Annotated in this window: 13 protein-coding genes; 5 read left to right on the top strand and 8 right to left on the bottom strand. The window is 53.4% G+C overall.

Annotated features, from left to right (window positions below):
- Nucleotides 1-16: 16 nt before the first annotated feature.
- From ABYP39_RS04090 to ABYP39_RS04065, 6 genes are read right to left on the bottom strand one after another with little or no spacing between them, the layout of a single operon-like run.
- The gene (locus ABYP39_RS04090; protein WP_372781254.1) at nt 17-850 is read right to left on the bottom strand and encodes an SDR family NAD(P)-dependent oxidoreductase; all 834 of its coding nucleotides are present in this window, start codon (nt 848-850) and stop codon (nt 17-19) included.
- A 50-nt stretch (nt 851-900) separates the two neighbouring features.
- The gene (locus ABYP39_RS04085; RefSeq protein WP_372781252.1) at nt 901-2,430 is read right to left on the bottom strand and encodes a flavin-containing monooxygenase; all 1,530 of its coding nucleotides are present in this window, start codon (nt 2,428-2,430) and stop codon (nt 901-903) included.
- Nucleotides 2,427-3,428, bottom strand: coding sequence for an alpha/beta fold hydrolase (locus tag ABYP39_RS04080; protein ID WP_372781250.1), 1,002 nt, complete (start codon nt 3,426-3,428; stop codon nt 2,427-2,429). The genes ABYP39_RS04085 and ABYP39_RS04080 overlap by 4 nt, the downstream gene beginning before the upstream one ends.
- Entirely contained in the window at nt 3,425-4,279 is an 855-nt protein-coding gene (locus tag ABYP39_RS04075; protein WP_372747862.1) for a metal-dependent hydrolase, read from the bottom strand. The genes ABYP39_RS04080 and ABYP39_RS04075 overlap by 4 nt, the downstream gene beginning before the upstream one ends.
- A 41-nt stretch (nt 4,280-4,320) precedes the next feature.
- The gene (locus tag ABYP39_RS04070; RefSeq protein WP_372747863.1) at nt 4,321-4,986 is read right to left on the bottom strand and encodes an START domain-containing protein; all 666 of its coding nucleotides are present in this window, start codon (nt 4,984-4,986) and stop codon (nt 4,321-4,323) included.
- 14 nt (nt 4,987-5,000) lie between these two features.
- Nucleotides 5,001-7,478, bottom strand: coding sequence for a TonB-dependent receptor (locus ABYP39_RS04065; RefSeq protein WP_372747864.1), 2,478 nt, complete (start codon nt 7,476-7,478; stop codon nt 5,001-5,003).
- A 287-nt stretch (nt 7,479-7,765) separates the two neighbouring features.
- Between ABYP39_RS04065 and ABYP39_RS04060 the strand changes: the two genes are divergently transcribed.
- A complete protein-coding gene (locus tag ABYP39_RS04060; RefSeq protein WP_372763788.1) occupies nt 7,766-8,608 on the top strand; it encodes a MerR family transcriptional regulator in 843 nt (280 codons plus the stop codon).
- Between the two features lie 24 nt (nt 8,609-8,632).
- Here ABYP39_RS04060 and ABYP39_RS04055 read toward each other — a convergent pair whose 3' ends face one another.
- Nucleotides 8,633-9,409, bottom strand: coding sequence for a glucose 1-dehydrogenase (locus tag ABYP39_RS04055; protein WP_372747866.1), 777 nt, complete (start codon nt 9,407-9,409; stop codon nt 8,633-8,635).
- 159 nt (nt 9,410-9,568) lie between these two features.
- Here ABYP39_RS04055 and ABYP39_RS04050 point away from each other — a divergent pair, with 159 nt between their 5' ends.
- The 4 genes from ABYP39_RS04050 to ABYP39_RS04035 all read left to right on the top strand — a co-directional run bounded on the left by ABYP39_RS04050 (nt 9,569) and on the right by ABYP39_RS04035 (nt 14,824).
- A complete protein-coding gene (locus ABYP39_RS04050) occupies nt 9,569-10,282 on the top strand; it encodes a DUF1499 domain-containing protein (protein ID WP_372747867.1) in 714 nt (237 codons plus the stop codon).
- A 67-nt stretch (nt 10,283-10,349) separates the two neighbouring features.
- Entirely contained in the window at nt 10,350-10,841 is a 492-nt protein-coding gene (locus tag ABYP39_RS04045; RefSeq protein WP_372747868.1) for a hypothetical protein, read from the top strand.
- 2 nt (nt 10,842-10,843) lie between these two features.
- Nucleotides 10,844-12,010, top strand: a complete 1,167-nt coding sequence (locus ABYP39_RS04040) for a hypothetical protein (RefSeq protein WP_372747869.1) — start codon at nt 10,844-10,846, stop codon at nt 12,008-12,010.
- 15 nt (nt 12,011-12,025) lie between these two features.
- Complete coding sequence (locus ABYP39_RS04035; protein WP_372759218.1) at nt 12,026-14,824, top strand: putative bifunctional diguanylate cyclase/phosphodiesterase; 2,799 nt, start codon at nt 12,026-12,028, stop codon at nt 14,822-14,824.
- Here ABYP39_RS04035 and ABYP39_RS04030 read toward each other — a convergent pair.
- Nucleotides 14,825-15,539: FGGY family carbohydrate kinase (locus ABYP39_RS04030; RefSeq protein WP_372781248.1), on the bottom strand; the 715-nt coding region annotated here is incomplete at its 5' end.

Raw genomic sequence — 15,539 nt, 5'->3', positions numbered from 1 at the left:
CACGGGTAGGATTCAGCTACTGACTGGCAAGCCGACGCCGACCTTTCACAGAAGCCGGTACGGTAATGCGGTCGTACACACCCGGCAGCAGACGCTGCAGAATATCCAGAAAGATGGCATCGCGCCCGATCAGTACCCGGGGCTTTCCCTTCTTAATACCTTTCAAAATAATCTCGGCGGCGCGTTCAGGTGTCGTCGAGGCTACACGGGCAAACATGGCTGCGGTTTCTTCGGTGTTGGTTGCACTGCCATCGAGGCTGTCAAAATGCTTACCATTGCGTACGATATTGGTTTTCACGCCACCCGGGTGCACGGTTACCACCTTCACATTGGTGTCGCGCAAATCCTGCCGCATCGATTCGGAATAACCGCGCACGGCAAATTTTGCGGCGTTGTAAGCAGATTGCGAAGGCACTGCCATTAAACCAAACAAACTGGAAATATTGACGACACAGGCGGCGGGACGCTCAATCAGATGTGGTAAAAAAGCTTCTACACCATTGACCACACCCCAGAAGTTAATATCCATCAACCACGCAAGGTCTGTTCGCTTCATGGTCTGGATATTACTGGACAGCGACACGCCTGCATTATTCACAAGCACATCGCACTGACCAAAATGCGCCACCACATCTTTCGCCCACTGAGTCACCGCCTGCGAGTCGCTGACATCAACAGTCGCGCAATGCAGAACGTCGGGATATTCAACGCCCAAGGCAGTTAGCGATGACATATTGCGATCAGACGCCGCCACCCTCGCTCCGTGATGCAAACAAAGTTTGGTGAGCGCCAGTCCGATTCCTGAGCCTGCCCCTGTGATTGCAATAACTTTGCCATTTACCTCTAGCATGAGACTTCCTTATTGGTGAATTTTCGCCCTGCTCTATCAGCCACCTTCAGTCACGCTGAGGGTATCGCCTCGCATCCGGGCTCTAGCGCCAGTTCACGCGCCGATGGACGCGTCCGGATACTGCGATAAAGACTTGGATCGAAATGTTTTGCTTGCATACGATACTGCCAGGAATAGCCCGGCCACAGCGTCGTATTCTTGCCATCTTCGGTGAGATACCAGCTATCACAACCCGATACCCAGGTAGTCTTCTGCATCTTCGCCTGAATCATATCGTTAAACTTACGCTGTACATCGGGCTTGATATCCAGTGCGGCAATATTGCGTTCCCTCATATGCTTGAGGTAGGCCATGATATAGCGCAGCTGCGATTCGATATAGAAAATCACCGAAATATTACCTGGCCCAGTATTCGGCCCCATGATGTACAGCAGATTCGGATAGCCGGTAACCGCCATCCCCAAATAGGCTTCTGAACCGCCGCGCCAGTCATCGTCCAGCACCCGACCACCAAGACCTTCAATTCGAAACGGCGCACCCGCAGCCGGGACTTTAAAGCCAGTAGCCAAAATCAGCGCATCGAGCTGTTGGTGACTGCCATCGGCGCTGACAATGCCGGTCTCATCCACACGCCGAATGCCCTGGGTCAGCACGTCGACATTGGCTTTGGTCAATGCTGGATAATAATCATCTGAGAGCAAAACCCGCTTGCACCCCAATGCGTAGGTCGGCGTGACCTTCTCGCGCAGCACCGGATCCTGAATCTTGCGGCGCAGGTAACGGCGCCCCAGACGTTCACCGACTCGTGTCATCCAATTATTTTTAATCATCACTGGAGCGGTAGATTCAAACATCCAATACTGCAGCGTTCGGTGAAGCTTTTGCAGAATGGGAAAGCGTTCGTAAGTCTTACGCCAGACCGGCGGTATCCAACCGTCACGCTTGGGCATAACCCAGGGTGCAGTTCGTTGATAAAGTTTCAATTCGGCAACTTGTGGTTGAATGCTCGGCACCACCTGAATCGCACTCGCGCCGGTACCTATCACCCCAACTCGCTTACCCTCCAGACTATAATGGTCATCCCATTCGGCGGTATGCATTATCTTGCCTTTAAACGTATCCAGCCCCTCTATGGACGGATAGGCAGGTACATTCAACGCACCGACAGCCAGAACAACTGCGCGCGCGCGAATTTCATCACCACTTCGAAAGCGCAACGTCCAGAGGTTTTGTTGTTCGTCGAATAGCGCCGCTTCCACTTCCGCGCCAAATTGAATCTTATCCCACAACTGATATTTATCAGCACAGTGTTGCAAATATTGATGAATTTCCGCCTGACCACCAAACGCTCGACTCCAGCCGGGGTTGGGTTCAAATGAGAAAGAGTAAAGATGCGACGGCACATCACAGGCGGCACCGGGATAGATATTGTCGCGCCACACACCGCCTACATCATCAGATCTTTCAAATATCTGAAAGTCGCTGCAGCCGTCCTGTAGCAAGCGGATGGCCAAACCAAGCCCGCCAAAACCGGCGCCAACAATGGCGGTTTCCAGAATGGCTTGTTTTTTGTTATTCACGAATCTGTCTCCATTGCGAGTGCGGCATTAAAGTAGCCCTTTAATACTGTCGCCGTATCCTGCGGCCTCTCCACCATCGGGAGATGACCCGTTTCAGGGAACACCATAGCTCGAGCTTGCGGAATGGCTGCGAGGAAGGCATCTACACAACTGCTGTCGAGCACTCGGTCGCTATCACCCCACAACACCAGTGTCGGAGCTGCGATACTGGGTAATGCTTCGTTTGCCGTACCAAGAGACCCAACAAGGTCAGCAAATATCGCGTGATTGACCGGACTGCGCTGTGCCATGTCCTTACCCATCAGCAAGCCGAACAGAACACCCAGCATTCGTTTGCGAGAGTGAAAGCAAAGCTGAAACACACGCTGAGCCTGCATTGCCGTGTCGGCCACAAGATAGTTCTTCCCGGCGAGCACGCCCGCCTCTAGCATACTCATGCGCGTTGCCGGTGCGCCGGCGGCGTTCATCAGGCATAGGCCATCGATCATTGCCGGATAGCGCGCTGCCACCAGCCCGGCGATCGCGCCCCCCATGGAACTGCCGGCAATAAATGCCTTACCGACACCAAGCTGTGTTAACCACTGAGCGACCCGCTCAGCCTGCGTATCTACGCGATAATCACACTCGGTACGAAAACTGCTGCTACCGAAACCCGGAAGGTCCAATGCCAGCACCCGGTAATCGCGCCGCAGTATGGCAGCGAGATAAGACCAGTTTTCCTTGCTGGCACCGAACCCGTGGACAAGCACCAACACAGGTTTGTTCGGTGTGCCGCTATCCCAGTAATGCAGACGGTGGCCGTCGATCTCCGTCCAACGAAGATCCGCGCCAGCCTGGCGGGCAATCAATGGTTTCAAACGATTCCAGAGGTTACCCTGCGGACGCCACTGCTTTAGCTGATCGCGGTCAATTGCGGCCAGCGATGTGGCCGCAAACAACGCTTCCAACTCGGCAAAGGCCGACGCCGAGGGTTGCTCAAGGTTGGCAGCGTTAGTCACGCCGCAGCTCCCTGCGCTTTATAGGCTTCAACTTCAGTCACCAGCGAGTCAATTTCTTCCAAATACTCGCGATTGTCGTGATCCCAGGGATGGAAGCCTGGTCGGAAAAAATCAAGCCAATCTGGTAGCGCTCGCAGCAGAGCGCCGCGCGGCCCCCAAAGAAAAACTGTCACACGCCACCAGCCTTTCAGGTTAAAGAGCTGGCCTTTTTCGCGTGCTACCAAACCCACATGAAATGGAATTAGCAAGACAAAAAAGATGGCAGTAGACATGATTAACGCTACACAGCGTCGTATATAAGCCAGAAAACGGTTCTTCATTACGCTCGCATAGACGTCGTATGCCACCGCTTTATGTTCGGTTTCCTCCAGCGCGTGCCAATGCCAAATTGCGGCGAATCGTGGTTCAGCGCCAGTCAATCGACTTTTATCCGAAAGGATTCGATGCGCCAGTATGGCCGTGAGGTGCTCCAGCGCGATAGTACCGGCCAGCTGGGAAACTTTTGGCGTAAAGCGACGAAAAAAATTAAGCAGCTTAAGCACGAGCCTTTCATATCTATCCGCAGGCAGGCCTTTGGCTGTCAACGCATCGTTATATTCCTCGTGCTCGCGACCATGCATGGCTTCCTGGCCGATAAACCCTTTTACGGACTCCTGCAGGGTCGGGTCGCTGACCTTATCGCGATAATGGCGCACGCTATCGATAAAAAAGCGCTCCCCTACTGGAAAGAAAATAGACATGGCATTGAGAAAATGTGAAATATGAATACTGCCACCGTGCCAATCGCTGATGCGCTCGGCCGGCAAGTGAAAATTCAGGTTTCTGCGAACAGGCATTACGGGGTTAGTCATGACAATCTCCTTGATTGTGGCCGCACGCGGCCGCCAGTCCATTAAAAAGGTCTGAAATCGGTGTATTTCTCGGCTTTAACTACATCACGCATGGATTTAAGCGTGTAGAACGGCGTATCCACGACCATGCTGTTCACCAGCGAGGCTGGCAATGCACCACTGGGCTCAGTGTGCATCTGATATTCCACGTGCGTCTGTTTTTCATTGAGCGGGGTAAAACGGAAAAAGCCATTCGCTTTTTCTATTAATACAATACCGCCATCATCGGGCACACGTTTCCTATCACTGTCCGCGAGTGTTTCGGGATCCAGCGTTGTCAGCGCAACTGTTACAACCCGGCTAGGAAGTTCCTGGCTAATGGTGGCCTGAAGCAGTAAAGCGCGGTCTTTTACCGGCCACGGCAGATCGTTCACCATGTAGCTGTAACGCTGTAGAGGGGACAGCTTGCGAATCAGAATTGGCGACTTGCACGAATGCATCCATTCAACGCAGGCCGCCGTATCGTCCATCAGCGCCATGGCTCGATTAAGCTCAACTTCAAGTACGGTTTCACCCTTGAACGCTTTGAACGCAGAATCTTTCACTTCTCGCGTGTAGACGCTGACGCCATCTTTTTCACGCTGCAGGGTCCACCCTTCAGTCTCTGCCAGGGTAGGCATGGCGGCTATCATCAGTACAAATAACGCGAGATACTTAAATAATTTCATCGTATTTTCTCCGGTTACCAGCGGTAGGTCATTTGCAGCGCAACCGAGCGCGGCGCTTCAACAAAGCCGGTAAATGTTGTACTGCCAAAAATAGTATTGGCCAGCGGGGTATCAGCGGCGTAGACAATCACCGTTTCATCGGTCAGGTTTTTGCCTACCAGAGAGAGCTCCCAGGTCTGATCAATAGCACCAATTCCGATGCGACCATTGAGTTTGGTAAAACCTTCTTGTTCAACACGGGGATCTACATTGGACGAAGGGTTGTAATCATCGGTGAATACAATATCGAGCGTCGCGCCGATACCCAGTGTGGCGCTGATCGGCCGCAGGTAGCCGATAATGAAAGTGCCGGACCAGTCAGCCACATACTGGTTGCTCTGTCCGGTGTAGTCGCAGTAGAGTCCATCGTCTGAGGTAGGCTGTTGCCCCTGGCGACATTGCCCGTTTTTGAAATCTGTAAATTCAAAATCCAGCAGTGCCAGCGCACCGCCCAAGCTCAAATACTCAGTCACCTGATAGCGCGCATCAAGCTCAATGCCCTGAGTAATCGCCTCCTTGGCGTTGCCAACATTAAAGCCCAATGTGCCATCGAAAATGCTGATCTGCAGGTCTTCGTATATGGTATAGAACGCTGCAACATTCAACTCAGCGGCACCGTCGAGCAAACCGGTTTTCATACCGAGCTCGAAACTGGTAGCCATTTCCTCGTCGTATTCGAAAGTGCCCACCAGAGAAACTCGGTTAGGCACTGGCGCGCCCGGATTGGCGGGTGTGAGCTCAGCGCTTGGTGATTGGTTGGAGCGCGCATCAAAGCCACCGGCTTTAAAACCACGCGTAGCGGTAAAGTACGCCATACCTTCCAGCGAATAATCCCACTGCAAATTAATCAGCGGGGAAAAATGGGTTTCACTGCGCTCGCCTTTCAGGTTGTGGCGTTCGGCCGCAAAGCTGATGGCGGCCACCGTATCCACCTCACCGATGGGTAGACTGTTACCGTTTAGATCGGCTAGGTCGAGCGAACGGCTGCCTTTTTTGTGTTCATAGGTGTAGCGCCCACCAAGCGTCACACGAAAAGTTTCGGCAAGGTTGAAGGTAGCCTGCATAAATGCCGAGGCAATATCGGAGACGCTAGTGAACTCACGCGGTGCCGTGATATCGGCTACCGCATTACCCGCATCACCAACCCCCAGCACTTCAACCGGATCAACTCCCAGAGGGTTGGGGTCGTAATCGCCCCGGGTACCACCATCCTGAAAATCGGCCGCGTTCAACAATTGCACGACAACCTCCGAGTCCTGAATAAGCTTGTCGTTGAAGGTCAGATCGGTACGCTGCAGGTACACGCCACCAATGTAGTCGATGGGCTCACCGACGGGTGACACCCAGCGTAATTCCTGACTGAGCTGCTGGTATTCCTCTGCCAACGTCAGTTTAAACAACGGCGCTGCAGTCGAATCGCAATCACACAGGTCATCGTATTCATAGGCCATCAGACCGGTGATAGATTTGAATTCATTCCCCGCATCCGACAGCCATGTCACATCCAACGTCATGTTGTAGGTGTCGTTATAGCTGTAATTGCCGTTGGAAGACCCTTTAAAGTCCTGATAGTTGTTGGCTACAGAATCGTGGGTATCCACGTCAACCAGCGGTGGGAAATAAGTTCGATCGAGAATTTCCGCTTCGGTGCGACCGGTGAACAAAAACGTGGACGAGGTTGAAGGATCGTCGCGGATAACCTCACCGTGTCGACCGAGCGAATCAAATTGGCCGTACTCAAGTTTTAGCGAGGCGGTCGTGTCGTCATCAACCTCCCAGTTTAATTTCAGCCGGTAGGTCGCCTGATCGTGTTGCGGCCCGAAGCGGTCCAGCGTTAGGTTTTCAACATAGCCGCCATAGTCACGCAGACGCGCTGCAAACCGCGCCCCCACCTTATCGGTCAATGGTCCAGACAGCACTAGGTCAAAAACCTTTTCATCAAAATTCGGCTCGTAGAGTACCGATGCAAAGCCTTCATACTCTTCTGTTGGGTCCGCAGTGTGCAGATTGACCGCACCCGCAATACTGTTTTTGCCATGCAGGATATTCTGCGGCCCGCGCAAAACCTCGGCTCGGGCAAGATCCAGGAACGGTGCTCTAGCCAACTGGGCGCGGCCGTAATAGATGCCATCGACATACATACCAACCGATTGCTCAAAGCCCTGGTTCATCCCGGTACCAATGCCCCGGATAAAGATATCAGTACTGATACCACTCTCCGTAACCGTCAGGTTTGGTACGTAGGCCTGAAGATCCTCCATGCGGTTAATACCCGCTTCGATCATTTTGTCACCACCGATGGCACTGACCGACACCGGCACGTCCTGAAGACTCTGGGCTCGATGCTGTGCAGTAACAATCACCTCTTCCAAAGTCGCCTTTGCATTTGCCAAGGGTGAGAGAACCGCGCCAACTGCTAGCAGCTGCAGGGGAAAAGCGCGCAAACCATTCATTATTATCATCCTCTGAAGCAGTTTCACTGCCTTATGATCCATTAGAATATGAAACACACATTTATGTATCATTATTTGATGTAACATAAACCTACCATTAATTGATGTCAAGATAGTTTGAGGTAGGTAGAATAGACATTGGCTGAAATGACGAGCACCCCGCGCTTTTGGGCTATGTCGTTGTTTTCAAGGCGCAATCCAATTAAAGCAAGCTGCGGGATTGCGCTGAAAACCACCATTTATCAAACAAATATTCACTATTTGAAGATGCCCGAGCCAAACGAAGCATGAAGTTTCCCGAAGAAACAATTCAGAACATGGCCCAGTACCGCCAGCAGAATGAGGCGCCTCAAGACCCTGAGACTGAAGACAAGAAAGAATATACGGTTGAAGAGCTGGCACTTGCCGCCAATACCACCGTGCGCAATATACGCGCCTACCAGGACAAAGGGCTGCTGCCACCACCCACCCTACGGGGCCGCAAGGGCATCTACAACAATCAGCATTTGTCACGCTTGCGCGTAATCGCTGATTTGCTTGATCGGGGTTACACCCTCGCCAGTATTCTCGATCTGATTAGTGGCCTGGAAAAAGGCATTGGCCTGAGCGAAATCCTGGGCATGGAGTCTGCAATCAACAGCCCCTGGGGCAAGGAAGCGCCAGAAATAATTCCCATGACCCAAATGGTGACAATGTTCGGCCGACAGCTCACACCGGCAAATATCCGGCTGGCCAGCGAACTCGGAATAGCCATCATTCAGGGCGCACAGGTGCGCGTGAACAGCATGAGCACCCTGAAAGTCGCCGCAGATTTGTGCGCAATGGGTATCCCCTTGGGCGATCAGCTGGAAATCCTGCGCATGAGCCGCGACAACGTGGAGAAAGTGGCCAAGGAATTTGTGCGACTGATTTCAGATAACGTGCTGCGCCCCTACGAAGAAAAGTCGCTCCCGCCCAAGGAGGAATTCCCCAAAATCATCGACTTGATCTGGCGGATGCGGCCCATGGCTGAAATTGTGGTGAAAGCAGAGCTGGGAAGGGCGATGGAAGTAGCTGCCAGCAATATCCTAGCGGATCAACTGGAAAATATTATGAAGGCTCTGGAAGCCGGGAAAGATCGCGCCCAGTAATACCGGGCGCCCTGCTCCAGTAGGTTACACGCCAATGGGCGGTGTAGCGGTAGCTGCATTGTCGATCAACATTTCTGCCGCATTCACAAACTTGGACTCATCTGAGGCCAGGTATAACACCAACGCGGCAATATCTTCGGGTTCACACATCGGGTTAGCTTCGGTAGACAGCGACTCGATTTCCTCGCGTGTGGCGGTTTCCGCGCCAGTAGCCACTTTAAACACCATCGGAGTCTTCACACCGTCTGGGTGAATCGAATTACAGCGAATACCGTTGCGACGCTCTCGGCAATACAGCGCTACCGATTTGGTCAGGGCCGCTACCGCGCCTTTGCTCGCGCTGTAAGCCGCGATAAAAGACATGCCGTGCAGCGCAGCAACCGATGACATATTAATGATCGAGCCGCCGCGACCCGTGGCTTCCATCGCCGGGATGGCATATTTGCAGCCCAGGAACACCCCCTCACTGTTAACGCCATTAACCTTGCGATATTCTTCCAGCGTGCAATCCACGACCGAGCCCATGGTCATCATGCCGGCATTGTTCACCAGCACATCCAGACCGCCAAAATGAGATACCGCGGTATCCACAACCCTTTTCCAGTCTTCTTCACTGGTCACGTTGTGCTTAATAAACAGCGCGCTGTCGCCAATTTCCTGTGCAACGGCCTGACCGTCTCGCTCATTCAGATCAGTCAATACCACCTTGGCGCCTTCAGCCGCCAGGCGAATCGCGTCCGCCTTGCCCATACCACTTGCTGCACCTGTCACGATACAGACCTTGTCTTTTACTCGAGTCATAGTCCCTTCCACTTAATCATTCTGATGCTCTGCTGTGCCCGCGGAGCTGAGGCGCGGTAGTTAATCACGCTGTCTGCCTGTTGAAAAGGCGTGGTATAGTTACAAAAAGATAATAGTAAAACCTGTAATCAGACGACCTCCACCGCCGGAAGCCTATCTATGTCTCGAATTGCGAAAACAACCCTGGTCATGGCCGCGCTAAGCCTGATATTGCTGCCACTGTCTGCGCTGGGTACCCGCTGGGAGCTATTTAACTTCAGGATCGGCTTGCTACTGTTCATGCTGGCCACCCTGACCGGACTCACCAGCATAGTCCTTTCGGCCCTGTACACACGCCGCCAGAACGATGACAAAAGCCGTCGCACCCTGAATTACGCCGCCCTGCTCGGCCTGCCCGCACTAGCCTTCTTTTCGCTCAACTTATTCAGCGGCGGCAGCACTCCCATGATCCACAATGTAACGACCGACCCGGCGGATCCGCCGAAATTCGTGGCCGCCCCGGCCCAGCGGGGGCCAGGCACCAACCCGCTGGAATATACACCCGAGCTGGCCGAGATCCAGCGCAGTGCCTACCCTGAACTACAGACCCTAACGACTGAATTGAGCGCTGCCGAAGCTTTCCAGCTCGCACTGGCCACGGCCAAGCGGCAAGGTTGGGAAGTCTACCTCAAAGACGAACAGAATTATCAGATCGAAGCCGTAGCAACGACCCGTTGGTTCGGTTTTAAGGACGATGTGGTTATTCGAGTGACAAATAGTGGTTCTGGCAGCGAAGTTGATCTAAGCTCAGTATCACGGGTTGGCAAAGGCGATCTAGGGGCCAATGCCCGACGTATACTATCCTTTATTCAGGATTTTAAGGCGGAGTTATAATTAAAAGTTGGCCGTGCCGAGCCGTCTGCCCAACACTTACGGCACTTTCAGTATGGGAGAAGCGGGATTGAGCAAAGCCGGGTGTAACCACCCTAGCTCCTTGTTAGCGAGCCTTATTTTCTGGCTGGTGGCGACATTTCCCCTCGCTGCGGAGGAAGCGACGGGCGCCGTGCAGGTGATCGTCAATGATGCAGTGGAATTACCACCCAGCCTATCCTCAGGAACCCTGCGTTCGGTGTTTTTCGGACGTATGCAGTCTTGGCCTGACGGGACACCGGTCACGGTATTTGTTCTGCCTGAATCGCATCCGGCGCACAAGACGTTTTGCATCACCTTCCTAAAAACGTTCCCCTATGTTCTTCGCAAACAATGGGACCAACTGACATTCACCGGCTCCGGCAATGCACCAACGGTCGTTGCCACCACCTACCAACTCTACGACAAAGTACGCTCCACGCCTGGCGCCATTGGTTACGCCAACCAACTCCCCGGCAACGATAGCCCGGTTAAGTTTGTCGGTAGCAATACTCAGCTTACCGACCCGAAATTCAGGTTCTGATAATGACCATAAGATATCCACAACTCGCCTGCACAGTCGCCGCACTTCTCATGCTACTTGTGTCGGGAGCACCCGCTCTCCACGCCAAAGACCTGAATGGAATAAATCTGCATGGCTTTGTCAGCCAAGGATATCTGTACAGCAAAGAAAACAACTTTTATGGCGAAAGCACTGACGGCTCCTGGGATTTTTACGAAGCGGGAGTGGGCGGCATTTATCGCGTCGACCCTAAACTGAGCATCGCCGGGCAACTCTACGCCCGTGACGCCGGACGCGGCGACGACGGTAGTATTCGCACTGATTACTTCTATGCAGACTATCGCTTCTTCCAGTCCGCACAGTCTGGCGCCGGTTTTCGGGCCGGACGCGTGCGTAACCCCTACGGCTTTTATAACTCAACCCGGGATATTTTCTTCACTCGACCCTCCATCTTGCTGCCACAGCTGTATTACGAAGGTTACGGTATCCGCGAGCTGTTTTTTTCATCAGACGGCCTACAGCTCTACAACTATTGGGATAGCGACCAGCAATCCACACATTTTATAGCCACCTTCGGTAGAACCGACGATATTGATTCCAATACGTTTGAAAACATATTTGGCAGCCAAGGTGGCTTATTCAGTGGTCAGGCAGAATTGCGCCGCCCTTTCGCCGCCCAATTGAGCACTGATCTTATGGGCGGGCGTTGGCGCGCAGCGATGAGCTATTACGATGCCACGCTCACCTTTGACAGCCCCCAGGCAATCGCAGAGCTCGACGCCAATATCATTGCCCTGTCACTGCAGCACAACCGCGAGAAAATTTCTTACACACTGGAATACTCCCTACTGTCTACCAATGGACTGTTCGCTAGCCCTGCGTTCGGTGCTGCGGGCAACTTCGCCAGCAAGGGTGAAACTGCCTACCTTCAGGCGGACTACCAGCAAACTGGCACGCTGACATGGTACACGCGCATTGACCACCAGCTCGGCGATCGCAATCGTCCCAACGAAACCGATTCCACGGTGCTCACCCTGGGTGGTCGCTGGGCCCCGGCGCCAAATTGGTTGCTCGCAGCCGAGGTGCACGGTGTTAGAGGATCAGCGCCTGTTCCCAATATTGACAATCCCAACCGGCAAATCAGCGAAAGGTCCGAATTGTTTGTTATGATGGCGGGATACCGTTTCTGACAGTCACTCTTATTCATGACCAGCCCGCAGAAGCAGGTAAAGCTTAGTCTACAGACCAAGCTCCTGTTTGTTATTACATTGATCACCACACTGGCCCTATTGGGCAACAGTGCTCTGACCTATATCAGCGCCGTGCGCGTCAATGAGCAGGCCAGCGCAAAGCGGGTTGGTGAACTCTTCGGTATATTTGAAAAGCTGGTGGAGCGCTCTACCCAAAGTTTCGAGGATATCCTGACGCAGGTTCCGGTAGATGCCTACAGCGGCGATAAACCCTCTTCGCAACCGCCCGCGCTGCTATCACTCAATCCCAGCATTGAATCGATGGCACTGCATCAGTTCGATGGGCGCCGGGTGCGGCAATGGCAAGCTGACAGCCCAACACGCGCACCCGGCGAAACGCTGGACGAGCGCCTTATCACCATCGTCTCCGAGCAGCAGCAGCCACTGAGCCGCATCTTTTGCACAACCAGCTGCTACCAGATCAGTTTTGTGCCGGTCATCTCCAGTGACGGCACCCTTTTTATCCTGTCAGCCGTGCGCAATCTACAGCAGATATTTGTGGATTTTGCGGTACTGACAGGAGCCGACGTTGCGTTTCTCAAGAGTGATAGCAGCCGCCTGGAACCAACCATTTCCAGCAATGCCGCATCCACCAGCCCGCTCATACGAGAAATACAGTCTCTCACCGGCTTCCTGAGCCAGGATAAAACAGTTTACACGCGCACCAGCGCCGGACTATACGCCGCAGCGCGCCAGCCTCTGCCAAGCCGCTACACCGTCACACCTATCAACACTGTCATTCTGTCAGACGATAGTGACGCCCAAGCTCAAATCCAGGATTCACTCAAGGGTGGTTTGATCGCCTCAGCCATCGCATTACTCATTACGATCTTGCTCACTTACTTGGCGCTGCGCACTGCCCTGAAAAAGCTGGTAAACCTATCCAAGGCAATACCCATGCTGTCGGAGTCGAACTACGATCGACTGCGGGATTCATTGCAGCGTTACACCCGCAAGCCCGGCTATTTGGACGAGGTTGATCAGCTGAACTTCACCGTGCTGGAAGTAGCCGACGCACTGGAAGAAATGGAGGCTGCTGTCGCCGAGCACCGCCAGCAACTGGTACACAAGATTGCAGAGCACCGCGAAGCACAGGATTTCAATGATGTGCTAGTCAATGATTCACCCCTGGTTATTGCCGCCCACACACTGCAGGGTGACATCAAATTGCTGAATAATTACGGCCGTGAAATGGCAGGCTGGACGCGACTTGACGTAGATCACCGCAAAATCACTGACCTGATCCTTCCCGACCTGTCCGGCCACTCCATTACGGAAAACCTGACACCACTGATCAGCGGCAAGCAAACCCGACTGCAAACTGAGCAACTTATCCGCAGTTCCAGTGGTACTGTCAGCGACCTGATGTGGGTGCATGCCCGAGTTCAGGCGAACAATGAGCCGTTGATTCTGTCAGTTGGCCTGGATATCACAGAGCGCCGCAAAACAGAGAGCCGTTTGCGCTGGTTAAGCAAACACGACAATGTGACCGACCTTTTGAATCGCGAAGCCTTTCACGAGGAAGCCAGCCTGCTGATACAACAGTACAGTGACAGCCATTTAGTAGATCTGATGTTGCTGGACATTGATAAGTTTGCATCCATTAACGACATGTACGGTTTCCACAGTGGCGATTCGATCCTGCGCGAAGCCGCACGCTTTGTTGAACGCCTGATTACCTGTGACACCATTATTGCGCGTACCGGTGCCAACGAATTCTGTGCCCTGCTGATTATTGACAAGGATGACTACGAGCAAAATGGCCACCCGCTGCATAATCGGCCGCTGCATTTTTATTCGGTGTTGGACGATGACACTGTAGAAATTACGCTAACCGGCGTGTTGGCAACGTACGCCCAAGACGGCTATAACATCGACGAACTGGTGAGCAATTCTGCCGCTGCACTGCGTGGCTTGAAACCCATTGAGCGCGGCAAGATCAATCGTATATCCGAGTCGATTGATAGCCGGGCACTGCGTCAGGAAAAGCTGCAGGTACACGACAGCATTGTCAAAGCCTTGTCTGATGAACGTTTCGTCCTTCTCTACCAGCCTATATACAACCTGAGTAAAGAACGCATATCCCACTGCGAATGCCTGGTGCGCATGCGCTCCGAAGACGGCCACCTCGTGTCGCCCGCTGCGTTTATGGATATTGCCAAGGAAAACGGCCTGATGGCTCGGTTGGACTTGCTGGTGCTGCGCATGGCGCTGGAACAACTTGGTGCCTGGCACCGGCAGGATGTAGACTTAAAACTGAGCGTCAACATCACCGCGGCCACATTCGAAAGCGATCTGTTTATCAAAGAGCTGAAGTCGCTGCTGCTGGAAACAGGTGCTCGCCCCAGTCAGCTCATTTTCGAAATTGTAGAAACAGAAGCCATAAATAACCTTGAAACTGCACGCGAACTCTGCGAAAGACTGGCGTCGCTCAACGTACAGATTGCGTTCGACGATTTTGGTATTGGCTTTACTTCCTTCGAATACCTGCGCGACCTGCCAGTAGACTACATTAAGATCGATCAGTCCTTTATCCGCTACCTGTATAAGCGCAAAAGCGACCAACTGCTGGTGAAATCCATGGTCGATATGGCGCTGGCATTGGGTAAAAAAGTGATCGCAGAAGGTGTCGAAGACGACGGTAGCGCCGACCTGCTGCGAAATATGGGCGTACATTATTTACAAGGCTACTACATCAGCCGCCCGCGCCGCGTATCTGAACTTGATCTCAACTACACGATGACCGTGCAGTAATCAGCTGCGAACCCGGGCTACTGCTTTTTTCCAACCGTGATAACGACGCTCCCGATCCGCTTCTGACATTGCTGGCTTAAAGGTCTGCTCAGCACGCCACAGTTGATTAAAATCGGGCAGCGAACCGTAGAGTCCCGCCTGCAGACCGGCCAGTCCGGCAGCCCCCAGCGCCGTTGTCTCGATCACCGCAGGGCGCTGGCATTCACAGCCCACTGTGTCGGCAAGTCGCTGCACCAACCAGTCGTTTACCACCATACCGCCATCCACCCGCAGCGTTTCTATTTCTGCACCGTCATTACGCATCGCATCGAGCAAATCACGCGACTGATAACACACAGCTTCCAGGGTCGCGCGGGCGATATGGGCAATCTGGGTATCACGGGTCAGCCCGAGAATGGCTCCCCTGGCATCCGGGTCCCAGTAGGGCGCGCCAAGACCGGTAAAGGCGGGCACCATATAGACGCCATTAGAACTGCTGACACTTTCGGCAAGCTCTTGCATCTGCGAGGCACTGCCAATCAGATGCAGGCCGTCACGCAACCACTGCACCGCCGCACCGGCAACAAAGATACTGCCCTCAAGAGCATAGGTTGTCTGACCGTCCAATTGATAGGCAATCGTCGTCAGCAGTCGATTGCCGGAGGTGATCGCCTGCACACCAGTATTGAGCATCACAAAGCAGCCTGTGCCGTATGTGCTCTTCACCATGCCCGGT

Origin of the sequence: Litorivivens sp., from assembly GCF_041625495.1 — a bacterium.
In the GTDB taxonomy this organism is placed as follows: Bacteria; Pseudomonadota; Gammaproteobacteria; order Pseudomonadales; family Spongiibacteraceae; genus Litorivivens.
This window is presented reverse-complemented; position numbering and strand designations above follow the sequence as displayed.